The organism is Myxococcus stipitatus DSM 14675 (assembly GCF_000331735.1).
Taxonomy (GTDB): domain Bacteria; phylum Myxococcota; class Myxococcia; order Myxococcales; family Myxococcaceae; genus Myxococcus; species Myxococcus stipitatus.
In genome coordinates this window covers 4,517,084-4,542,867 of the sequence record NC_020126.1, presented here as the reverse complement: position 1 = coordinate 4,542,867, position 25,784 = coordinate 4,517,084, and the positions used below count along the sequence as shown (strand labels likewise).

Annotated in this window: 1 pseudogene; it reads left to right on the top strand. The window is 70.7% G+C overall.

The annotated features are described in order from the left end of the window. Positions 1-71: 71 nt before the first annotated feature. Positions 72-25,735: pseudogene (locus MYSTI_RS17770) on the top strand (non-ribosomal peptide synthetase). Positions 25,736-25,784: the final 49 nt, after the last annotated feature.

Genomic DNA, 25,784 nt, shown 5'->3' with positions numbered 1-25,784 from the left:
GTGGGTGGCGCGCAGGCACAGCTCGCTCCTCTGCCCATCCAGTACGCTGACTTCGCCGTCTGGCAACGCAAGTGGCTTGCCGACGACGTCCTCGAATCGCCTGGTGGCGTCAGCACCTCGACGGGGCGTCGCCCTCTCTCGAACTGCTCACCGACAGGCCCCGTCCCGCCGTCCAGACCTACCGCGGCTCGGTCCTTCCCGTCTCATTGCCTCGGGAGCTGTCTCATTCCGTGAAGGCCCTCGCTCAGCGCGAAGGGGCCACTCCCTTCATGGTCCTCCTCGCGGCCTTCCAGTCCTGCTCTCCCGCTACTCGGGCCAGGACGACTCTCGGTCGGCTCCCCATCGCCAACCGCAATCGCCAGAGACCGAAGGCCTCATCGGCTTCTTCGTCAACACCCTCGTCTTCCGCTCTCGCCTCCAGGGCGTCCGCTCGTTCCGCGAACTCTTGGCGCAAGTGCGCCTCAACACTCTCGCCGCCTACGAGCACCAGGACGTCCCCTTCGAGAAGCTCGTCGAGGAACTCCAGCCTCAGCGTGACCTCAGTCGCTCCCCATTCTTCCAGGTCACCCTCACGCTCCAGAACGCCCCTGAAGGAGAACTCTCTCTCCCGGGCCTCACCCTGAGCGGACTCCCGCCCACGATTGAGTCCTCGAAGTACGACTTCAGCCTCCTGCTTGAAGAGGCGAGCCAGGGCCTCGTCGGCCTGCTCAACTACAACACGGACCTCTTCGACGCCGCCTCCATGGAGCGGCTGCTCGCCCACTTCTCCGGCCTGCTCGAAGCCGTCGTCGCCCAGCCAGATCTTCAGCTCGCCTCCCTCTCGCTCCTCACTTCCTCCGAGAAGCAGCAGGTCCTCTCCTCCTGGAACGACACCGCTTCGGCCTATCCGCGCGACTCCTCCATCCACGCGCTCTTCGCTCAGCAGGCCGCTCGGTCTCCTGACTCCATCGCTGTCTCTTCCGGCGGTGAGTCACTCACCTACTCCGCCCTGGACTCCCGCTCCAATCAGCTCGCCCACTACCTGCGTTCATTGGGCGTCCTCCCCGGCTCTCGCGTCGCTCTCCGCCTCGACCGCTCGCCCGACCTCATCGTCTCGCTTCTCGCCATCCTCAAGGCGGGCGCCGCCTACGTCCCCCTCGACAAGGCCTGGCCCTCCGAGCGCCTCTCCTTCGTCCTCCGCGAGTCCTCCGCCGGCGTCCTCGTCTCCCACTCCGACGTCGCTGACGACCTCCCTTCCTCCTCGTCCGTCCTTCTCCTCCTCGACGAGCAGGCTCGCCTCATCTCACGTCAGCCCTCTTCGCCTCTCGCACACTTGGGCTCCGGTGAGGACCTCGCCTACGTCATGTTCACCTCGGGCTCCACGGGCGAGCCCAAGGGTGTCTGCATTCCTCACCGCGGCGTCACTCGCCTCGTCTCTTCTTCCTTCATCCGCTTCTCCCCCTCCGACGTCTGGCTCCATGCGGCCCCCGTCGCCTTCGACGCCTCCACCCTCGAAATCTGGGGCGCTCTCCTCCACGGCTCCAAGCTCGTCCTCGCTCCTCCCCACGCCCTCTCTCTCGACGAGCTCGCTTCTCTCCTTCTCCAGGAGCGCATCTCTTCTCTCTGGCTGACGGCCGCTCTCTTCGAGCAGATGGCTTCTCTCCAGCCCTCCGCTCTCGCCTCCGTCTCCCAGCTCCTCGCTGGTGGTGACGCACTTCCTCCCTCCCGCGTCCGCGAGCACCTCTCTCGCCTCCCCCCTGGCCACCTCTTCGTCAACGGCTACGGGCCCACCGAGAACACCACCTTCTCCGCCACCTTCCCCCTCCGCCACGGCGACTCCTTCTCCCGCTCCGTCCCCATCGGCGCCCCTCTCTCCAACTCCTCCGCCTTCGTCCTCGACTCCTCCTCTCTCCTCCCTCTTCCTCCTGGACTCCCCGGTGAGCTCTTCGTCGGCGGTGACGGCCTCGCTTGGGGTTACCTCAACCGTCCTGACCTCACCGCTGAGCGCTTCATTCCTCACCCCTTCTCGGTGACTCCCGGCGCTCGCCTCTACCGCACCGGCGACCTCGTCCGCTGGCTCCCCGACGGCTCCCTCGAGTTCCTCGGTCGCTCCGACTTCCAGGTGAAGGTCCGCGGTTTCCGCATCGAACTCGGTGAAGTCGAGGCTGCTCTCCGCCTCTTCCCCGGCATCCGCGAGGCCGCTGTCCTCGCTCGTGAGGACATCCCCGGCGACAAGCGCCTCGTCGCCTACTTCACTTCCTCCGAAGGCCAGGGCGTCGACTCCTCCTCCCTTCGCTCCTTCCTCCTCCAGCGCCTGCCCGAGTACATGGTGCCGGCCGCTCTCGTCTCTCTCCCGTCCTTCCCTCTCTCCGCCAACGGCAAGCTCGACAGGAAGGCCCTCCCCCCTCCCGACTTCGCCTCAGCCTCTGCTTCAGAGGACTTCACTCCTCCCTCCTCTCAGGCCCAAGAGCGTCTCGCTTCCATCTTCTCCGACGTCCTCGGCCTCCCTCGCGTCAGCGTCCACGCGGACTTCTTCGAGCTCGGCGGCCACTCCCTCCTCGCCACTCAAGTCGTCTCCCGCATCCGCTCGGCCTTCAACGTCGAGCTCCCCCTCGGCGAGCTCTTCTCTTCTCCCACCGTTGCTCTTCTCGCCGAGCGCCTCGAGAGCCTCTCCTCTTCTCGTGTCCCTGCTCTCGTTCCCGCCGACAGGACACAGGCGCTCCCGCTCTCCTTCGCTCAGCAGCGCCTCTGGTTCCTCGACCAGCTCCAGCCCGGCAACTCCACCTACAACATCCCCTGGGTCCTCAAGCTCTCCGGCTCTCTCAACCCAGACGCTCTCCTTCAGTCCCTCCGCGCCCTGATTCAGCGCCACGAAGTCCTCCGCACTCACTTCGCCCTCGTTGACGACCAACCCGTCCAGCTCATCCAGGACCGCTTCCTCCTGGACATGCCGCTCGTCGACCTCTCCTCTCTCTCCGAGAAGGACCGCGACGCCGAGGCGCTCCGCCTCGCTTCCGTCGAGGCTCTGCGTCCGTTCGACCTCGCGCGCGGCCCTGTCGTCCGCGCCACCCTCCTGCGCCTCTCCGAGGCTCAGCACCACCTCCTCGTCACCGTCCACCACATCGCCTCTGACGGCTGGTCCATCTCCGTCATGGCTCGCGAGCTCGCCTCCTTCTACCGTCAGTTCTCCGGTGGCGATTCCGCCCAGATCCCCGCGCTTCCCATCCAGTACGCCGACTTCTCCGTCTGGCAGCGCCAGTGGCTCTCCGGTGACGTCCTCTCTTCTGAGATCGGCTGGTGGCGCCATCAGCTCGCCGGCGCGCCGCCCTCCATCGACCTGCCCACCGACAGGCCTCGCCCCGCGGTCCAGTCCACGCGTGGACAGCTGCTCGCCTTCTCTCTGTCGCCTGAAATCTCCCGTGCCCTGAAGGAGCTCGCCCACGACTCGGGCGCCACTCCCTTCATGTTGCTGCTCGCGTCCTGGCAGCTCCTCCTCTCCCGCTACTCCCGCCAGGACGACATCTCGGTCGGCTCTCCCATCGCCAACCGCAACCGCTCAGAGACCGAAGGCCTCATCGGCTTCTTCGTCAACACCCTCGTATTCCGCTCTCGCCTCCAGGGCATCGGCTCATTCCGTGAGCTGCTCGCACAGGTGCGCCTCAATACGCTCGCCGCCTACGAGCACCAGGACGTCCCCTTCGAGAAGCTTGTCGACGAGCTCCAACCTCAGCGCGACCTGAGCCGCTCTCCTCTCTTCCAAGTCTTCTTCGTCTTCCAGAACAACCCCGAGGGCACGCTCCAGCTCCCGGGCCTCTCCCTCGACGTCCTCGGCTCCGAGCTGCTCTCCGCCAAGTTCGACCTGGCCCTCGGCATGAGCGAGTCCCAGGGGCAGTTCTTCGCCACGCTCGACTTCAACACCGACCTCTTCGACGCCGAGACCATCCAGCGGATGCGCGGGCACCTCTGCACCCTGCTCGCCGCCATCGCCGCGAATCCCGACGCGCGTCTGGACGAGCTGCCCATGCTCGCCCAGGAGGAGAAGCGCCAGCTCCTCTCCGACTTCCAGGGCCGCAACGACTCCTTCCCCCGCGATGTCTGCCTGCACTCCCTCATCGAGGCCCAGGCCCGTCGTACGCCCGACGCGGAAGCGCTTCGTTTCGAAGAGACCTCGCTCACCTACGCGCAGCTCGACGCTCGCTCCAACCAGCTCGCCCGCCATCTGCGCGCTCTCGGCGCTCGCCCGGGCTCTCTCGTCGGCATCTCCCTCGAGCGCTCACTCGACCTCGTCGTCTCACTGCTCGCCGTCCTCAAGTCCGGCGCGGCCTACGTCCCGCTCGACCCCGCGTACCCGCGCGAGCGCCTCGCTGGAATGCTCGAGGACACGCAGGCCCCCGTCCTCCTCACCCACGAGCACCTCCTCACGGCGCTGCCCGCGGCCTCCGCTCACATCGTCTGCCTCGACACGCAGTGGGATGCCGTCGCGGCACACTCCTCCGAAGCCCTCCCGCTTCTCGCCGGCGCTGACGCACCCGCCTACGTCATCTTCACGTCCGGCTCGACGGGTCGTCCCAAGGGCGCCATCAACGGCCACCGAGGCATCGTCAACCGTCTCCTCTGGATGCAGCAGCAGTACGGCCTGTCATCCGAGGACACCGTCCTCCAGAAGACGCCGTTCTCCTTCGACGTCTCCGTCTGGGAGTTCTTCTGGCCGCTCATGACGGGCGCGCGAATCGTCCTCGCGAAGCCCGGTGGGCATCAGGACCCCGCGTACCTCGCCCGCCTCATCTCCGAGGCACGCGTCACCACGCTGCACTTCGTCCCCTCCATGCTCCGCGTGTTCCTCGAGGAGCCGGGCCTGGAGTTCCTCACGTCCATCCGCAGGGTCATCTGCAGTGGCGAGGCGCTCCCCGCGGAGCTCGTTCGCCGCGCGCACTCGCGCCTGCCCGTCTCCGCCGAGGTCCACAACCTCTACGGCCCCACCGAGGCCGCCGTCGACGTCTCCTACTGGCACTGCGCTCGCGGAGACACGCGCCACTTCGTCCCCATCGGCCGCCCCGTCTCCAACACCCAGCTCCACGTCCTCGACGACGCGGGACGCCCGACGCCTGTCGGTGTCCCCGGTGAGCTCTTCATCGGCGGCATCCAGGTGGGCCTCGGCTACCTCAACCGCCCCTCGCTCACCGCCGAGCGCTTCATCCCGGACGCCTTCTCGGCCACGCCGGGCGCGCGCCTCTACCGCACCGGTGACGTCGCGCGCTGGCTGCCCGACGGCTCCATCGAGTACATCGGCCGCGCCGACTTCCAGGTGAAGCTGCGTGGCTTCCGCATCGAGCTCGGTGAAATCGAAGCGGCGCTCCTCGCCTACCCCGGCGTCTCCGACTCCGTCGTCGTCCTGCGCGAGGATGGGTCGTCTCCGCGCCTCGTCGGCTACCTCGTCGCCTCGTCCGACGTCGACACCCAGGCCCTGCGCACGGCGCTCTCGGCGCACCTGCCCGAGTTCATGGTGCCGTCCGCCTTCGTGGTGCTCCCGGCCCTGCCGCTGTCTCCCAACGGCAAGGTCGACAGGAAGGCGCTCCCGGCCCCCGACTTCCGTGCGTCCTCTCGCGAGTTCGCGACGCCCCGCACGCCTTCCGAGACGCTCCTCGTCGCGCTCTTCGCCGACATCCTCGAGGTCGACCGCGTCGGCATCCACGACAGCTTCTTCGAGCTCGGTGGACACTCGCTCCTCGCCACCCAGCTCGTGTCGCGCGTGCGTTCGGCCTTCAGCGTCGAGCTCCCCATCCGCGCCCTCTTCGAGGCCCCGTCCATCGCGCGCCTCGCGGAGCGCATCGACACGGCGCGTCTGACGAAGTCGGGCCTCCAGCTCCCGCCCTTGGCGCGCGTCGCCCGCTCCGAAGAGCTGCCGCTCTCCTTCGCGCAGCAGCGCCTCTGGTTCCTCGACAAGCTCCAGCCCGACAGCCCGTTCTACAACATCCCCTCCGCGCTCATCGTCGAGGGGCCGCTCGACTCCGACGCGCTCTCCCGCGCGCTGCTCGAGCTCGTCCGCCGCCACGAGTCCCTGCGCACGTCGTTCCACTCCCGCGGCGATGGTGCGCCCGTCCAGGTCATCCACGACCAGGTCGACTGGGCGCCCGCGCTCGTCGACCTGACGCACCTCCCGGAGTCCTCACGTGACCCGGAGGCCCTCCGTCTCGCCTCCGCCGAGGCGCAGCGTCCGTTCGACCTGACGCGCGCTCCGCTCTTCCGGGCGACGCTCGTCCGCGTCTCGCCGCGGCGTCACTTCCTCCTCCTCACCCTCCACCACATCGTCTCGGACGCCTGGTCCTCGGGCATCTTCGGGCGTGAGGTCGGCGCCCTCTACGAGGCCTTCTCCCGGGGCCTCCCCTCGCCGCTCGCGGCGCTTCCGTTCCAGTACGCGGACTTCGCCTCGTGGCAGCGCTCGTGGCTCCGCGACGACGTCCTCGCCCAGCAGGTCGACTGGTGGCGCCAGCACCTCGCCGGTGCGCCCCATTCGCTGGACCTGCCCACCGACAGGCCGCGTCCTCCCGTCCAGTCTGCTCACGGCGCGTCGCTCCCCCTCCACCTCGGCGCCCACCTCACCCGAGCCCTTCGCGCGCTCTGCCTCCATGAAGGCGTCACGCCCTTCATGGTGATCCTGTCCTCCTTCAACGTCCTCCTCTCGCGGTACTCCGGTCAGGAGGACATCGTCGTCGGCTCGCCCATCGCCAACCGTCGGCAGGCCGACCTCGAAGGCATCATCGGCTTCTTCGTCAACACGCTCCCGCTGCGCACCCACCTCCCGCCGGAGCTCTCCTTCCGGGAGCTGCTCGCGCAGGTGCGTGGCAGCACGCTCGCCGCCTACGAGCACCAGGACGTCCCGTTCGAGAAGCTCGTCGAGGAGCTCCAGCCGCAGCGGGACCTCAGCCGCTCGCCGCTCTTCCAGGCCCTGCTCGCGTTCCAGTCCGTCGCCCAGAGCACGAGCGCGGCCGCCGACGCGTCGACGGTCCTCCGGCCGCTCGATGTCGACAGCCGCACGGCCAAGTTCGACCTCTCGCTCCTGCTGGCGGATTCAGGCGACGACATCCACGGTCAGCTCGAGTTCAACACCGACCTCTTCGACACGGCCTCCGCGCAGCGGATGGCGGAGCACTTCCAGCTCCTGCTCTCCTCCGCCATCGAGGACCCGAGCCAGTCGCTCTCCCAGCTCCCGCTGCTGAGCGCGAGGGAGCGGCAGGTCCTCCTCGTCGACTGGAACAACACCGCGCGGGAGTCGCATGCGGCGACGCCCATCCATGTGCCCGTGCAGGCGCAGGCGCGGCACACGCCCGATGCCATCGCCGTCACCGATGGCGTGAGCAGCCTCACCTACGCGCAGCTCGACGCGCGTGCGAACCAGCTCGCGAACAGGTTGCGGACGCTCGGCGTCGCGCCTGGCATGTCCGTCGGCATCTGCCTCGACAAGTCGCTCGACATGGCCGTCGCCGTGCTGGCCTCGCTCAAGGCCGGGGCGTCGTACCTCCCGCTCGACCCCCACTACCCCGCCGAGCGCCTCACCTTCATGCTCGAGGACTCCGCCGCGCCGGTCGTCCTCTCCCACACGTCGCTGCGCGCGTCCGTGCCCTCGTCCCAGGCGCGGTGCCTCTTCCTGGATGAGGAAGCGGAGGCCCTCGCGTCCCAGTCCACGCAGGCCCCCACCGTCTCCGTCTCGCCCGAGTCCGCCGCGTACGTCATCTACACGTCCGGCTCGACGGGCAGGCCCAAGGGCGTCGCGCTGCCGCATCGCGCGCTGAGCCACCTGCTCGCGTGGCAGCTCCGCCAGTCGCAGAACGCGAAGGCCACCACGCTCCAGTTCGCGTCGCTGTCCTTCGACGTCTCCTGCCAGGAGCTCTTCTCCACGTGGTGGGCGGGCGGAACCCTCGTCCTCCCCACGGGTGGACTGCGCCAGGACATCCCGGCCCTGCTCGACTTCATGCGGCGCCAGCGGGTCGAGCGTCTCTTCCTGCCCTTCGTCGCGCTCCAGGCCATCTCCGACGCCGCCGCCCATGGCGCGACGCTGCCCACCGCGCTGCGCGAGGTCGTCACCGCGGGTGAGCAGCTCCAAGTCACGCCCGCGCTCGTCGCCTTCTTCGAGAAGCTCCCCGGCTGCGTCCTCGAGAACCAGTACGGTCCCTCCGAGACGCACGTCGTCTCCGCGCTCCGCCTCCAGGGGGCACCCGCCTCCTGGCCCCGGCTGCCGTCCATCGGCGCGCCGCTGCCGCACACCCAGCTCTTCGTCCTCGATGCGCTCGGCCAGCCGACGCCCGTCGGTGTCCCCGGCGAGCTCTTCATCGGCGGCGCGCACCTGGCGCTCGGGTATCCGGGCAGGGCCGAGCTCACGGCGGAGAAGTTCGTCCCGCATCCGTTCAGCACCACCCCCGGCGCGCGCCTCTACCGCACCGGCGACTCCGCGCGCTGGAAGGCCGATGGCACCGTGGAGTTCCTCGGCCGTCTCGATGGCCAGGTGAAGCTGCGCGGCTTCCGCGTCGAGCTCGGTGAAGTCGAGGCCGCGCTGCGCTCCATCCCCGGCATCCGCGACGCCGCGGCCGACGTCCGAGAGGATGTCCCCGGCCTCAAGCGCCTCGTCGGCTACTTCATCCCCGCGTCCGCGGCCGAGGCGCCCTCCCTCGCCGACGTCCGGGCCCACCTCCTCCAGCGGCTGCCCGAGTACATGGTGCCGTCCGCCTTCGTCTCCCTGGAGGCCCTGCCGCTGACGCCCAGCGGAAAGCTCGCGCGTCGGCTCCTCCCGCGGCCCGCGACGCAGGAGGTCTCGGAGTTCGTCGCGCCTCGCAGCGCCACGGAGGAGACGCTCGCGGCCCTCTTCCGCGACGTCCTGCATCTCGACACGCTCTCCGTCTCGGACAGCTTCTTCGAGCTCGGCGGCCACTCCCTCCTCGCTACGCAGCTCGTCTCCCGCATCCGCGCGGCCCTCGACCTCGAGCTCCCGCTCCGCGTCCTCTTCGAGGCGCCGTCCGTCGCCCGCCTCGCCGAGCGCATCGCCCAGCTCGACACGTCGCTCGCCTTGGGGCCGCCGCCGTTCGTCCGGGCCGACAGGACGAAGCCGCTGCCGCTCTCCTTCGCGCAGCAGCGCCTCTGGTTCCTCGACAAGCTCCAGCCGGGCAGCGCCACCTTCAACATGCCGCTGGCAATCCAGCTCGAGGGCACGCTGAAGGAAGCGGCGCTTCAGCAGGCCTTCACGGAGCTGGTGCGGCGCCATGAGGTGCTGCGCACGAGCTTCCACGAGGGCCCGGTCCAGCACATCCATCCCGCGGCGCCCGTGCCGATGCCGGTGGAGGACCTGACCGGCCTCTCGGGAGCGGTGCTCGACGCGGAGCTGCAGCGCCGCATCCGGGACGAAGCCCAGCGTCCGTTCGACTTCGTCCACGGGCCGATGCTGCGCACCGTCCTGCTGCGCGTCACGCCCACGCATCACGTGCTGCTGCTGACGATGCACCACATCGTGACGGACGGCTGGTCCATGGCGCTGCTCGTGCGCGAGTCGACGGCGCTCTACGAGTCGTTCGCCGCGGGGCTGCCCTCGTCGCTGCCCGAGCTGCCCCTCCAGTACGCGGACTACGCCGCATGGCAGCGCGGGTGGCTCCAGGGAGAGGTCCTCGAGGGCCAGCTCGCCTGGTGGCGTGAGTACCTGTCCGGAGCGGCGCCGCAGTTGGACGTGCCCACGGACTTCCCGCGCCCGTCGGCGCAGGGCTTCCAGGGCGCGCGCGCCGGCCGCATGCTGCCGCGAGCGCTCGTCGATTCACTCCACGCGCTGTGCCGCCAGGAGGAGGTCACCCTCTTCATGGCGTTGCTCGCGGGCTTCCAGGTCGTCCTCTCCCGGTACTCGGGTCAGGAGGACTTCGTCCTGGGAACGGACATCGCCAACCGCAACCGCGCGGAGACGGAGGGCCTCATCGGCTTCTTCATCAACCAGCTCGCGCTGCGGGCGCGGTTGGGAGGCAACCCGTCCTTCCGCGAGCTGCTCACGCGCGTGAAGCACGACACGCTGGGTGCCTATGCGCACCAGGACCTGCCGTTCGAGGAGCTGGTCAAGGACATCAACCCGGGCCGAGGACTCGGCTTCGCGCCGCTGTTCCAGCTCAAGCTGGTCCTCCAGAACCAGCCGGACAACGAGCTGAAGGTCCCGGGCCTCACGTTCCGTCTGCTGGAAGCCGCCACGGGCACGGCGCGGCTCGACCTCACGCTCTCCGTCACGGAGACGGCCGAGGGGTTGAGCTGCTCGGCCGAGTACCGCACCGACCTCTTCTCGGCGGCGACCATCGAGCAGCTCATCGGGCACCTGGGCAGCGTGCTCGAGGCCGCGGCCGTACGTCCCGAGGCCCCCGTCTCCACGCTGCCGCTGATGCAGCGCGATGAGCAGCACCGGTTGCTCGTCGAGTGGAACCAGAGTGAGCGCGACTTCCCGCGCGAGGCCACGGTCCACGCCCTCTTCGAGGCCCAGGCCGCGCGCACGCCGAACGCCACGGCCCTGCGCTTCGAGGGCCAGTCGCTCTCCTTCGCGCAGCTCGACGCACGCGCCAACCGCCTCGCGCACCACTTGCGTTCGCTCGGCGTCAGGCCCGAGGTCCCCGTCGCGCTCTCGCTGGAGCGCTCGCTGGACCTCGTCGTCTCCATCCTCGGCATCCTCAAGGCGGGCGGCGCCTGGGTCCCGCTCGATCCTTCGTACCCGGCCGAGCGGCTCTCCTTCATGCTCCGCGACTGCGCGGCGCCCGTCCTCGTCACCACGGAGGCCATCGCCGACGAGCTCCCCGCGGGGGCCATGCAGCTCGTGCTGCTGGATGTCGACGCGAGCATCATCGCCGCCCAACCGGAGACCGCGCCGGAGTCCGGCGCCTGCGCCGACAACCTCGCCTACGTCATCTACACGTCCGGCTCCACGGGGACGCCCAAGGGCACGCTCCTCCAGCACCGAGGCTTCGCCAACACCGCGCTCACCGCCGGGCGCGCCCACGGCTTCACGCCCACCTCGCGCGTCCTCCAGTACGCGTCCTTCGCCTTCGACGCCTCGGTCGCTGAGATCTTCGGCGCGCTCCTCGCGGGCTCCACCCTGGTCCTCGCGCCCCGCGACCGTCTCCTCCCGGGCGCGCCGCTGCGCGACCTCCTCCGCGACGAGTCCATCTCCGCCGTCACCCTCACGCCCTCGGTCATCGCGCAGCTCGACCCCGAGGACTTCCCCTCGCTCACCACGCTCATCTCCGCGGGCGAGGCCTGCTCGCCCGAGCTCATCCAGCGCTGGGGTGCGCGCCTGCACTTCCTCAACGCGTACGGCCCCACCGAGGCCACCGTCTGCGCGTCCATCTCCGAGCCGCTGCTCCCGGGGCAGTCCCCGTCCATCGGCAAGCCCTGGGACAACGTCCAGGTCTACGTCCTCGACGAGGCGCTCCGTCCCGTCCCGGTCGGTGTCCCCGGTCAGCTCTGCATCGCCTCCGTCGGCCTCGCGCGGGGATACCTGCATCGCGCGGACCTCTCCGCGGAGCGCTTCGTCCCGCACCCGTTCGCCACGACGCCGGGCTCGCGCCTCTATCTCTCCGGAGACAAGGCCCGCTGGCTCCACGACGGGACGCTCGAGTTCCTGGGCCGCATCGACTCGCAGGTGAAGCTGCGCGGCTTCCGCATCGAGCTCGGCGAAGTCGAGACGGCGCTCCTCGCCTTCCCCTCCGTGCAGGAGGCCGCCGCCAATGTCCGCGTCGAGTCGTCCGGCGACAAGCGCCTGGTCGCCTACGTCGTCTCGGACGAGACGGACTTCGACCCCACGCCGCTGCGTGAGTTCCTCAAGCGCCGTCTCCCCGAGCACATGGTGCCGTCCGCCATCGCCCGCCTGGACGCGCTGCCGCTCACGCCCAACGGCAAGCTCGACCGCAACGCGCTCCCGTCGCCGGATGCCTCGCTCTCCACGAGCGCACGCGAGTACATCGCGCCTCGCACCGAGACCGAGCTCCAGCTCGCCACCCTCTGGGCCGAGCTCCTCCACGTCGACCGCGTCGGCGTCACCGATGACTTCTTCGAGCTCGGCGGCCACTCGCTCCTCGCCACGCAGTCCACGTCCCGCCTCCAGGCCACGTTCGGCGTGGACGTGCCGCTGCGCGAGCTGTTCGAGGCGCCCAACGTGGAGAAGCTCGCCGCGCGCATCGACGCGCTCAGGCGGGCAGGCCCTCCGAAGGCGAAGGCGCCGGAGCTGGTGCCGGTGTCCCGGTCGGGAGAGCTCCCGCTGTCCTTCGCGCAGCGGCGGCTCTGGTTCCTGGATCAGCTGGAGCCGGGAACTCCGCTCTACAACCTCCCCGCGGCCATCCGGTTGGCGGGCACGGTCGACGCGGATGCGCTGGAGCACGCCTTCCGTGCCCTGGCCTGGCGGCATGAGTCGCTGCGCACGACCTTCCCCGCCAACGCGGATGGAAGCCCGCGGCAGGCCATCGCGCCGACGCTCGAGCTGAACCTCGTGCGCGTGGACCTCTCCGCGCTGCCGCCCGAGCGTCGCGAGGACGAAGCCCACAGGCGCTCACTCGAGGAGGCCCGGCGTCCGTTCGACCTGGCCCAGGGCCCGCTGCTGCGCGTGACGTTGCTGCGCCTGGATGAGCGGCTGCATGTGCTGCTGCTCACGATGCATCACATCATCTCGGATGGCTGGTCCACGGGCGTGTTGGTGCGCGAGGCCGCGGAGCTGTACGCGGCGGCGAGAGCGGGACGCCCCGCGTCCCTGCCGGAGCTGCGTGTGCAGTACGCCGACCACGCGGCCTGGCAGCGTCAGTGGTTGGAAGCGGGCGAGCTGGAACGACAGCTCACGTACTGGAAGACGCAGCTGGAGGGCGCGAACCACGTGCTGGCGCTGCCCACGGACCGTCCGGTGCCCGCGATGCAGACCCAGGCGGGCTCGAGCCATCCCGTGAAGCTGACGGCGGAGCTCTCCGCCGCGGTGACGGCGCTCGGACAGCGCATGAACGCCACGCCGTTCATGGTGCTCCTCGCCGCGTTCCAGGCCCTCCTGTACCGTTCCACGGGCCAGGATGACCTGCTCGTGGGCACGCCGGTGGCGGGCCGCACCCGCCCGGAGACCGAGGGCCTCATCGGCGTGTTCATCAACACGCTGGTCCTGCGGGGCCGCATGTCCGGGGCGATGACGTTCCGCGCCCTCGTCGAGCAGGCCCGCGAGGCGTCGCTCGGCGCGCTCACGCACCAGGATGTCCCGTTCGAGCACCTGGTGGAGGAGCTCCAGCCCGCGCGCAGCCTGAGCCACTCACCGCTGTTCCAGGTGATGTTCGCGCTGCAGAACACGCCCGTGCCTTCGCTGACGTTGTCGGAGCTCACCTTGGCCCCCGCCGACGTGGACCCGGGCATCGCGAAGTACTCGCTGTCCCTCGTCCTCCAGGAGTCGCCCGAGGGACTGGCGGGCTCGTTCGAATACAACACGGACCTGTTCGACCTGGAGACGATCCAGGCGATGACGGGCCACTTCACGCGCCTGCTCGAGGCGGCGGTGTCCACACCGGACCTCGCGCTCGCCGAGCTGCCGCTGCTCTCGCCCGAGGATCGCCACCGTCTGGTGGTCGAGTGGAACGACACCCGCTCGGCACACTCGCGCGAGACCTCCGTGTTCTCGTGGTTCCAGTCGCGCGCGGCCCTGTCTCCGGACGCCGTGGCGCTGGAATGGACGGACGGACAGCTCACGTATCGGGAGCTGGAGCGCAGGGCCCTCGCCCTGGCGGAGGTGCTGCGTCAGCACGGCGTGGGCCCCGAGGTGCGCGTGGCGCTGCTCGCGCGGCGCTCGCCCGAGCTGGTCGCGGGTGTCCTTGGCATCCTCGCGTCGGGAGGCGTCTGGGTTCCGCTCGATGCATCCTCGCCGTCCGAGCGACTGGCGATGATGTTGGACGACACCTCTCCCGCCGTGGTGCTCGCGCAGCGGGAGCTCCGGGCCTCGCTGCCGGCGGGGACCGCGGGTGTCCTCGCCCTCGAGGATGTGGCGGCCGCGCACCCGGTGGCGAGCAGCCAGTTCCGGGCGCCGACGCTCGCCGCGGAGAACGCGGCCTACGTGCTGTTCACGTCCGGCTCGACGGGCCGGCCCAAGGGAGTCGTGGTGCCGCACCGCGCGCTGTCGCGGCACACGGCCTGGTTCACCACGAGCCTGGAGCTGGGTCCCAAGGACCGCGTGCTCCAGAAGACCGCACCGGGCTTCGACCCCGTGGTGCCGGAGTTCGTCGCCACGTTCGTCAGTGGAGCGACGTTGGTGCTCCCGCCCTCGGCGGCGGACCTGGACATGGAGGCCCTGCACGCGACGGTGGAGCAGCAGCGCGTGACGGTGCTCCAGTTCGTGCCCTCACAGCTCAGCCTCTTCGTGGAGGCCGCGCGGTCCGAGCGGCCCTTGGGCCTGCGCGTGCTGGTCTCCGGTGGTGAGGCCCTCCCGGCGAACCTGGCGCACCGCATCCGAGGCGAGTGGCCGGCCACGCGGCTGGTCAACTGCTACGGCCCGACCGAGACCACCGTCGACGCCACGTCGTGGACGGTGGAGGGCACCATCGAGGGAGCCACCGCGCCCATCGGCCGCCCCATTGGCGACACCCAGGTGTACGTGCTGGATGAGCATGGACATCTGGTGCCCGTGGGAGTGACCGGCGAGCTGTTCATCGGCGGCGAAGGCGTGGCCCGGGGCTACACGGGCCAGCCCGCGATGACGGCCGAGCGCTTCGTGCCGGATGCGTTCTCCTCCGTGCCTGGGGCCCGGCTGTACCGCACGGGGGACCAGGTCCGCTGGCGCCATGACGGCGTGCTGGAGTTCCTGGGCCGCGTGGATGCCCAGGTGAAGGTGCGCGGCTTGCGCATCGAGCTGGCGGAGATCGAGTCCGCCCTGCTCGCGCATCCCGAGGTGCGCGAGGCCGTGGTGCTCGTCCGCGAGGACCGGCCCGGAGACAAGCGGCTGGTGGGTTACGTCGTCGCCCCCGCGACGCTGGAGCTCGCGACGCTGCGAGCCTTCATCGCGAAGCGCCTGCCCGACGCCATGGTCCCCACCGCATGGAAGGTGCTGGAGGCCCTGCCCCTCACGACCAACGGCAAGGTGGACCGCAAGGCCCTGCCGGTGCCCGAGCAGGCCGTGCTCGTCGAGGACGCGTCCTCGTTCGAGGCGCGCACGCCCACCGAGGCGCTGCTCGCGGGCCTCTTCGCGCAGGTGCTGGGCGTGTCGCGAGTCGCGGTCAGCACGAACTTCTTCGAGATGGGGGGCCACTCGCTCCTCGCCACGCAGCTCGTCTCGCGCGTGCGCTCCGCCTTCCAGGTGGAGCTGCCCCTGCGCGAGCTGTTCGAGGCGCCGACGGTCCAGGGCCTCGCCCGACGCATCGACGTCGCGCTGAGCGCCGGCACCGGGCTGAACAGGCCCACGCTCGCGCTCCTGCCCCGCGAGGGCCAGGCGCCGTGGTCCTTCGTCCAGTCCTTCGCGCAGCAGCGCCTGTGGTTCCTGGACCAGTTGGAGCCGGGGAGCCCGTCGTACAACATGCCCATCGCGCTGCGGCTCGAGGGCGAGGTGGACACGAGCGCCCTGGAGCGCGCCTTCACGGAGGTCGTGAGGCGCCATGAGGTGCTCCGCACCACGTTCCGCGCGGGCAACGAGCAGGTCGTCCATGCGCCCGCGCCCGTGACGGTGCCCGTGGTGGACCTGTCCGCGCAGGGCGAGTCCGAGGTCCAGCGCCACGCCGACGAGGAGGCGCGTCGTCCGTTCCACCTCGCGAACGGCCCCCTCCTGCGCGTCACGCTGCTACGGCTGGGTGAGCAGCAGCACGTGTTGCTGCTGACGATGCACCACATCGTCACGGACGGCTGGTCCATGGATGTGCTCGTGCGTGAGACGGCGGCGCTCTATGCCGCGTTCCGCGAGGGACAGCCCTCGCCGCTGCCCGAGCTGCCCATCCAGTACGCCGACTACGCCACCTGGCAGCGCGGCTGGCTCCAGGGCGAGGCGCTCGAGGCACAGGTCTCCTGGTGGAAGGAGCACATCTCCGGTGCGCCGCCGCTCTTGGATCTGCCCACGGACTTCCCGCGCCCCGCGGTGCGAGGAGTCCAGGGTGCCATCGTCTCGCGAGTGCTGCCTCGTGAGCTGGCCGAGTCGCTCCAGGCGCTGTGCCGCAAGGAGGGGACCACGCTCTTCATGGCCCTCATGGCGGGCCTGCAGGCCGTGCTCTCGCGCTACTCGGGTCAGGAGGACTTCGTCGTCGGCACCGGTATCGCCAACCGGCATCACGCGGAGACGGAGGGCCTCATCGGCTTCTTCGTCAACCAGCTCGCCCTGCGCGCGAGGCTGGGGGGGATGCCGTCCTTCCGCGAGCTGCTCTCGCGTGTGAGGAAGGACACGCTGGGCGCCTACGCGCACCAGGACCTGCCGTTCGAGGAGCTGGTCAAGGCGCTCAACCCCGAGCGCAGCCTCGCGCACGCGCCGCTCTTCCAGGTGGCGCTGGTGCTCCAGAACCAGCCCGAGTCCGAGCTGAAGCTGCCGGGCCTCACGTTCCGCGCGCAGCCCTCCAACACGGGCGCCGCGCGCCTGGACCTGACCTTCTCCGTCCTCGAGTCGGAGCAAGGCCTGGCCTGCAGCGTCGAGTACCGCACCGACCTCTTCTCCGCGGAGAGCGCGGACCGGATGTTGGTCCACCTCGGAGCCCTGCTCGCGCAAGCGGCGGCGCGCCCCGAGGTGCCGGTCTCCACCCTGTCGCTGATGTCCGACGGGGAGCAGCGTCAGGTCCTCGTGGACTGGAACCAGAGCGAGCGCGACTTCCCGCGCGACGCCACCGCGCACGCCCTCTTCGAGGCCCAGGCCGCGCGCACGCCGCACGCCACGGCCCTGCGCTTCGAAGGCCAGGCCCTCTCCTTCGCGCAGCTCGACGCGCGCGCCAACCGCCTCGCGCACCACCTGCGCTCGCGGGGTGTCCGGCCCGAGGTCCCTGTCGCGCTCTGCGTCGAGCGCTCGCTCGAGCTCGTCGTCTCCATCCTCGCCGTCCTCAAGGCGGGCGGAGCGTGGGTCCCGCTCGATCCTTCGTACCCCGCCGAGCGGATCGCCTTCATGCTCCGCGACTGCGCGGCGCCGCTCGTCGTCACGACGGCGGCACTCGCGGAGGGCTTGGGCTTCAAGACTCCGCACGTGGTGCGACTGGACTCCGACGCGAGCCTCATCGCCGCCCAGCCGGAGACCGCGCTGGACTCCGGCGCCCGCGCCGACAACCTCGCCTACGTCATCTACACGTCCGGCTCCACGGGGACGCCCAAGGGCACGCTCCTCCAGCACCGCGGCCTCGCCAACACCGCGCTCGCGGCGGGACGCGCTCACGGCTTCACGCCCACCTCGCGCGTCCTCCAGTACGCGTCCTTCGCCTTCGATGCGTCCGTCGCCGAGATCTTCGGCGCGCTCCTCGCGGGCTCCACCCTGGTCCTCGCGCCCCGCGACCGCCTCCTCCCGGGCGCGCCGCTGCGCGACCTGCTCCGCGACGAGTCCATCTCCGCCGTCACCCTCACGCCCTCGGTGCTCGCCCAGATGCGGCCCGAGGACCTGCCGTCGCTCACCACGCTCATCTCCGCGGGTGAGGCCTGCTCGCCCGAGCTCATCCAGCGCTGGGGCTCACGGCTGCGCCTCCTCAACGCCTACGGCCCCACCGAGGTCACCGTCTGCGCGTCCATCTCCGAGCCGCTGCTCCCGGGCCAGCCGCCCTCCATCGGCAAGCCGTGGGACAACACGCGCCTCTACGTCCTCGACGAGGCGCTCCGTCCGCTCCCCGTGGGAGTGCCGGGCCAGCTCTGCGTCGAGAGCGTCGGCCTCGCGCGGGGATACCTGCACCGCGCGGACCTCTCCGCGGAGCGCTTCGTCCCGAACCCCTTCGCCACGACGCCCGGCTCACGCCTCTACCTCACGGGCGACAAGGTCCGCTGGCTCGCCAACGGAACGCTCGAGTACGTCGGCCGCATCGACTCGCAGGTGAAGCTGCGTGGCTTCCGCATCGAGCTCGGTGAAGTCGAGACCGCGCTCCTCGCGGCGCCCTCCGTCCGCGAGGCCGTCGCCGCCCTCCGCTCCGAGACCTCCGGGAACCAGCGACTGGTCGCATACGTCGTCGGAGACAGGGTCGACGTCTCCTCGCTGCGCGAGTCCCTCAAGCAGCGGCTGCCCGAGCACATGGTGCCTTCCGCCATCACCGTGCTCCCCGCGCTCCCCCTCACGCCCAACGGCAAGGTCGACCGCGCCGCGCTGCCGTCGCCCGATATCGCCTCCAGCCGCGAGTACGTCGTGCCCCGCACCGAGACCGAGCTCCAGCTCGCGTCGCTCTGGGCGGAGCTCCTCCACGTCGAGCGCGTCGGCCTCCACGACGACTTCTTCGAGCTGGGGGGGCACTCGCTGCTCGCCACGCAGCTCACGTCCCGGATTCGCGTGGCCTTCTCGGTGGATTTGCCGGTGCGCGAGCTGTTCGAGGCGCCCACCGTCGAGAAGCTCTCCGCGCGGATTGACGCCCTCCTGCGCGCGGGGGCGACGGTGTCCTCGTCCGCCATCGAGCGCACGTCTCGCGACGGCAAGCTGCCGCTCTCGTTCTCGCAGGAGCGCGTGTGGTTCCTGGACCAGCTCGAGCCCGGAAGCCCCGCGTTCAACATCCCCACGGCGCTGGTGCTCTCGGGTGAGCTGGACGTGGAGCTGCTGCGCCGGACGCTCGAGGTCATCGTCCATCGCCACGAGGCCCTGCGCACCACGTTCCGCGCGGAGGCCCAGGGTCCGGAGCAGATCATCCACGCGCCGTCCGCGTTCGTGTTGCCAGTCACCGACCTGCGTCAGCTCCCGTCCGAGCAGCGTGAGGCCGAGGCACGCCGCCGTGCGAGTGAGCACGCGCTGCGGCCGTTCGACCTGAGCACGGGCCCGCTGCTGCGCGCGGAGATCCTCTCGCTGGAAGACCGGGAGCACCTGCTCCTCATCAACGTCCACCACATCGTCGCCGACGGCTGGTCCCTCAGCGTCGTGGTCCGCGAGATGTCGGTCGTGTACAGCGAGCTCCGCGCGGGCAAGGTGCCGAGTCTCCCCGAGATGTCGCTCCAGTACGCGGACTTCGCCGCGTGGCAGCGCCGCTGGCTGGAAGGCGCGGAGCTGGACCGGCAGTTGGCCTGGTGGCAGCGGCAGCTCGACGGTGCCTCGCAGGACCTGGAGCTGCCCACCGACCGACCCAGGACGAACCACACCGGACACCGAGGCGATGTGGTGTCCATGGTGGTGCCGCCCGAGCAGGCCGAGGCCATCGAGGCGTTCTGCCAGCGTGAAGGCATCACGCCCTTCATGTTCTTCCTCGCGGCGTTCCAGCTCCTGCTCGCGCGCTACGCCGGCCAGGACGACATCTCCGTGGGTTCGCCCGTCGCCGGTCGCAACCGCGCGGAGCTGGAAGGGCTGGTGGGCTTCTTCCTCAACACGCTGGTCCTCCGCACCCGACTGGATGGGGACCCGACGGTGCGCGAGCTGCTCGGCCGCGTGCGCGAGACGGCGCTCGGTGCCTATGCGCATCAGCACCTGCCCTTCGAGCAGCTCCAGCCGCTGCGCGACCTCCAGCAGTCACCGCTGTTCCGGGTGATGTTCATCCTCCAGAACACGCCGGACGCGGCGATTTCGCTGCCGGGCCTGACGATGCGCCCGGGACCGAACGAGGGACACGCCGCCAAGTTCGACATGACGCTCTCGCTGAGCCGAGGCAGCACGGGCTTCACGGGCGGGTTCGAGTACCAGACCGACCTCTACGACGCGTCCACCCTCACGCGGATGGCGGAGCACTTCCTCACGCTCGTGAGCGCGTTCGTCCGCGAGCCGGAGCGGCACCTCTCGTCCCTGGCGCTGCTCTCCACCGACGAGCGGCAGCGGCTCCTGACGACGTGGAACGACACGCGCGCGGACTTCCCCGAGGCGTGTGTCCATTCGCTCTTCGAGGCCCAGGTGCGCCGCGCTCCGGATGCGCTGGCGGCCACCTTCGAGGGCACCGAGCTGACCTACGCGCAGCTCGACCAGAAGGCCAATCAGCTCGCCCACGCGCTGCGGCGCCGAGGCGTGCGTCCCGAGGTGCGCGTCGCGCTCAGCATGGAGCGCTCGCTGGACGTCGTGGTGGGCCTGCTCGGCATCCTCAAGGCGGGCGGAGCGTGGGTCCCCGTGGATCCGCTCCTGCCGCGTGAGCGACTGGCCTTCCTCCTGGAGGACAGCGGCGCCGCGATGCTGCTGACGCAGTCGCCCCTGGTCGACCGGTTCCCGGAGGCGCACCGCGCACGCGCCCTGTGCATCAACGTCGAGCACGAGGCCCTGGCGAAGGAGCGCACCGAGCCGCCCGTCACGGGAGTCCTCCCGCGCAACCTGGCCTACGTGCTCTACACCTCTGGAAGCACGGGACAGCCCAAGGGCACGGCGGTGGAGCACGTGAGCGTGGCCAACCTCGTCACGCATGAAGCGCCCGCCTACGGCATCGGCCCCGGCGAGCGTGTGCTCCAGTTCGCGAACCTGTCGTTCGACCTGTCGGTGGAGGAGATCTTCACCACGCTGACGTCGGGTGCCTCACTGGTGCTCGCGCCCCTGGAGAAGGTGATGCCAGGAGCGCCGCTGCACACGCTGCTGCGCGACCAGGCCCTCACGGTCATCAGCCTCACCCCCGCCGCGCTGGCGGCGACGCCCTCCGAGGGACTGCCCGCGCTCCGCACGGTCATCTCCGGTGGCGAGGCCCTGCCCGCGGAGGTCGTCGCGCGGTGGGCGCCGGGCCGCAGGTTCGTCAACTCCTACGGCCCGACGGAGGCCACCGTCGTCGCCACGCTCACGCACGTCGCGGAGGCAGACGCGCGCACACCGTCCATCGGCCGGCCCCTGGCCAACGTGCGCGTCTACGTGCTGGATGCCCATGGCGCGCCCGTGCCGGTGGGCGTCAAGGGCGAGCTGTACCTGGGCGGCGTGGGTGTGGCGCGAGGCTACGCCGGCCGGCCCGCGCTCACCGCGGAGCGCTTCCTCCCGGATGCATTCTCGGGGGTCCCGGGCGCTCGGCTGTACCGCACGGGCGACGTGGTGCGCTGGCGCGAGGACGGCGGCTTGGAGTTCGTCGGCCGCGTGGACGCGCAGGTGAAGGTGCGTGGCTTCCGCATCGAGCTGGGCGAGGTCGAGGCCGCGCTGGCTCGACACCCGGCGGTGCGCGAGGCCGTCGTCATCGCTCGCGAGGAGGGCCCCGGAGGCAAGCGGCTCATCGGCTACGCCGTGGCGCGTGAAGGGTTCACCACCGACGGCGGGACGCTGCGCGCGGCGCTGAAGGAGGTCCTGCCCGAGTACATGGTGCCCACCGCGGTGCTGGTGCTGGAGGCCCTGCCCCTCACGTCGAACGGCAAGGTGAACCGCAAGGCCCTGCCCGCTCCGGACATGAGCACGGCCAGCGGACGGCCCGACTTCGTGGGGCCTCGCACGCCCACGGAAGCGCGGCTGGGCGCCATCTGGTGCGCGGTGCTCGAGGTCGAGCGCGTGGGCATCCACGACAACTTCTTCGAGCTGGGTGGCCACTCGCTGATGGCGACGCAGGCCATCAGCCGGATGCGCGCGGTGTTCGGCGTGGAGTTGCCGCTGCGCGACCTGTTCGACGCTCCGACGCTGGAAGCGCTCGCGCAGCGCGTGGACCAGGCGGTGCGGCAGGGACAGGGCCTGGACATCCCGCCGCTCGTGCCCGTGCCGCGCACCGGTGAGCAGCCGGTGTCGTTCGCGCAGCAGCGCCTCTGGTTCCTCGACCAGCTGTCGCCCGACAGCGCGTTCTACAACATCCCCGCGACCGTCCGACTGGAGGGCTCGCTCGACGTCGCCGCCATGGAGCGGGCCATCAACGAGCTGCTGCGTCGGCACGAGTCGCTGCGCACCTCCGTCCTGAGCCACCAGGGTCAGCCCGTCCAGGTCATCCACGCACACGAGCCGAGGCGCCTGGAGGTGCTGGACCTGAGCGCGCTCGAGCCCGAGGCGCGCGAGACGGAGACCCGGCGCATCACCACCGAGGAGATGCAGCGTCCGTTCAACCTGGCGGACCGCTCGCTGCTGCGCGTGCGCCTGCTGAAGCTCGGCGCGCAGGAGCACATCCTGCTCATGTCCGTGCACCACATCGTCGCGGACGGCTGGTCGCTGGGCCTGCTCGTCCACGAGGTGGCGTCCGCGTACTCGTCCTTCATCCGAGGCGCCCCGCTCACCCTGTCGGAGCTGCCGCTCCAGTACGCGGACTACTCCGCGTGGCAGCGCGGCTGGCTCAAAGACCAGGTGCTGGAGAAGGAGGTCGCCTGGTGGCGCAAGCAGCTGGAGGGGGCACCGCCCACCCTGGAGCTGCCCACGGACTTCTCCCGGCCGCCCGTCAGCACGTTCCGGGGCGGCATGGTGGACGTCACGATGCCCCGCGCGCTGCAGGACGCGGTGCAGGCCCTGGCCCGTCGCGAAGGCGCCACGCCCTTCATGGTGCTGCTGGCCGCGTTCCAGACGGTGCTCGCACGCTACTCCGGTCAGGACGACATCAGCGTCGGCTCCCCCATCGCGGGCCGCCGACACTCGGACCTGGAGAAGCTCATCGGCTTCTTCGCCAACACGCTCGTGCTGCGCAGCCAGGTCCCCGAGCACCTGACGTTCCGCGAGCTGCTCGGCCGCGTGCGGGAGTCGACGCTGGACGCCTACGCGCACCAGGACGTGCCCTTCGAGAAGCTGGTGGAGGAGCTCCAACCCGAGCGCAGCCTGAATCGCACGCCGCTGTTCCAGGTGCTCTTCGTCCTCCAGAACACCTACCGGGAGACGTACGACACGGGCGACCTGCGCATCATCCCGCTGGAGCCGAACAGCGGCACGGCAAAGTTCGACCTGACGCTCTCCCTCGTCGAGTCGTCGCAGGGCACGGTCGGCTTCCTCGAGTACAGCTCCGACATCTTCACGCGTCAGACGGCGGAGCGACTGGTGGGCGCGCTGCACCAGGTGCTCGAGGGCGCGGTGGCGCAACCCGACCAGACGCTGGGCCGACTGCCCTTGCTGTCCGACGGGGACCGCCGCCAGGTGGTGGAGTCCTTCAACGCGGCGGTGGACCCGACGTACGTCCCGGGGCTCATGCACCGCTGGGTGGAGGCGCAGGCCGCTCGTACGCCGGACCACGTGGCGGTGACGGATGGGCAGCAGTCGCTCACCTACGCGCAGCTCGATGCACGCGCCAACCAGCTCGCGCACCACCTCATCTCGCTCGGCGTGCCCGTCAACGGCACGGTGGGCCTGTGCCTGGAGCGCGCGAGCCTGGACATGCCCGTCGCGGTGCTGGCGACGATGAAGGCGGGCGCGGCCTTCCTCCCGCTGGACCCCAGCTACCCCGCGGACCGTCTGGCGATGATGCTGGATGACACCCGCGCGCCCGTCGTCCTCGCGCACTCCGCCCTGGTCTCCACGCTGCCCCCGGGCATCACCGCGCGGGTCATCCCGCTGGAGCAGGAAGCGGCCATCGGGTCGCGTCCGACGCACTCGCCCGACGTGGACATGTCGCCGGAGACGAACTGCTACTTCGTCTACACCTCCGGCAGCACGGGCCGTCCGAAGGGCATCGTCATGTCCCACCGCGCGGTGGGCAACATGATCTGGTGGTTGATGAAGCGCGCGGTGAAGCCGGACGCCACCACGCTCCAGTTCGCCTCGCTCAACTTCGACGTCTCGTTCCAGGAGCTCTTCGGGACGTGGTGCCTGGGCGGCAAGGTGTTGCTCATCAACGGCACGCTGCGCCAGGACCCGCCCGCGATGCTGCGCTACATGCGCGAGCACCGCGTGGAGCGGCTGTTCCTGCCCTTCGTCGCGCTCCAGGCCATGTGCGACGCGGCCCTCACGCAGCAGGAGTTGCCGCCGCTGGGCGAAATCATCACGGCGGGTGAGCAGCTCCAGGTCACCCCGGCGCTGATCGCGTTCTTCAACCGCCTGCCCGACTGCACGCTGGAGAACCAGTACGGCCCGTCGGAAGCCCACGTCGTGACGGCGTGGCGCGCGCCGGCGGACCGGAAGACGTGGCCCGCGCTGCCGCCGGTGGGTGCACCGCTCACCAACGTGGAGATCTACGTGCTGGACCCGCACGGCGCGCCGTGCCCCGTGGGCGTCGCGGGCGAGGTCTACGTGGGCGGCGTCAACGTGGCCCACGGCTACCACGGCCGTCCGGACCTCACGGCGGACAAGTTCGTGCCGCACCTGCTCGGCCGCGCGCCCGGTGCGCGGCTCTACCGCACGGGTGACAAGGCGCGGTGGCTGGCGGATGGCAACCTCGAGTTCCTCGGCCGCCTGGACAGCCAGGTGAAGCTGCGAGGCTTCCGCATCGAACTGGGTGAAGTGGAAGTGGCCCTGCGCGCCCTGCCTCACGTGCGAGACGCGGTGGCCATCGTCCGCGAGGACGTCGCCGGAGACCGCAGGCTCGTGGGCTACGTGGTCCTCCCGCCCGACGCGCCCTGGGACACGGAAGAGGCGCGCCAGGTCCTGCGCGAGCGGGTGCCCGAGTACATGGTGCCCTCCATCTTCATGCGGCTGGAGTCGCTGCCGCTGATGCCCACCGGCAAGGTGGCGCGCGGAGCCCTGCCTCCTCCGGACGAGGAGAGCCTGCGCGGCACCACGCCGTTCGCCGAGCCCCGCACGCCGTTGGAGGAGCTGCTCGCCCAGGCCTTCGCGGAGGTGCTGCGCACGCCTCGCGTGAGCATCACCGACAACTTCTTCTCCCTGGGCGGACACTCCCTGCTCGCCACGCAGGTCGTCTCCCGCGTGCGCGCCGCGGTCGGCGTGGAGCTGCCGCTGCGTGCCCTCTTCGAGGCCCCCACCGTGGAGTCGCTCGCGGCCCTGCTCATGAGGGCCCAGGCCGCGGCGAAGGCGCAGGAGGCTCGCGCCAGGCAGACGTCCCGTCCCGCCGCGCCCACCTGGTCTCCGCTCGTGACGCTGCGCGAGGGGAACGACCCGGGCCGCGTGCTGCACGTCATCCACGGGATGGATGGACGCGTGGCGCCGTACGCACCGCTGGCGGACCACGCCCCCGAGGGATGGACCGTCATCGGCATCCAGGCCCGTGGCTTCGAGGAAGGCCGTGCGCCGCTGGAGTCGGTGGAGGCCATGGCCACGCTCTACGTCGAGGCCCTGCGCGCCGCGACGCCGCAAGGCCCCTATCGACTGGTGGGCCCGGGAATGGGTGCGCTGGTGGCGTGGGAGATGGCGCAGCAGCTCCAGCGAGAGGGCCACGCGGTGGAGCTGCTCCTCGTCGAGCCGCCTCCCGCGGAGCCCGAGGCCCCCCCCGCGGCCACCGCGGGTGCGCAGGGCGCGCTCTACGCCCAGGAGCTCGCTGCCCAGGCGGGCGTCCCTCCGTTGGAGCTGCCGTCCTCCCTCACCTCGGGCAAGGACGTGGAGCCCCTGCTCTCGCACCTGCACACCGAAGGGGCTCGCGCGGGGCTGTTCCCCGAGGACGTCTCGCTGGCGGAGCTGCGCACGCGGTTCAAGGTCTTCGCCAGCCACCTGCGCGCGGCGCGGCGCTACCTCCCCGAGCCGTACGAAGGGGCGGTGCACTTGCTGCTCGCGGCCGATGCGCCCGAGCGCGACGAGGATGCGCAGGATGGAGGCTGGGAGGAGCTGGCCGAAGGCGGCCTCCAGCGGTGGGAGGCCTCCGGAGCACCGGGCTCCGTGCTACGCCCACCCTCCGTGACGGATTGGTTGAGCCGGTGGCTCACACCGGAGGACCGTTGAAATGCTTGAGGTCCCTTCACTGCCCGTCGTGTGGCGAAGGGCCTCACGG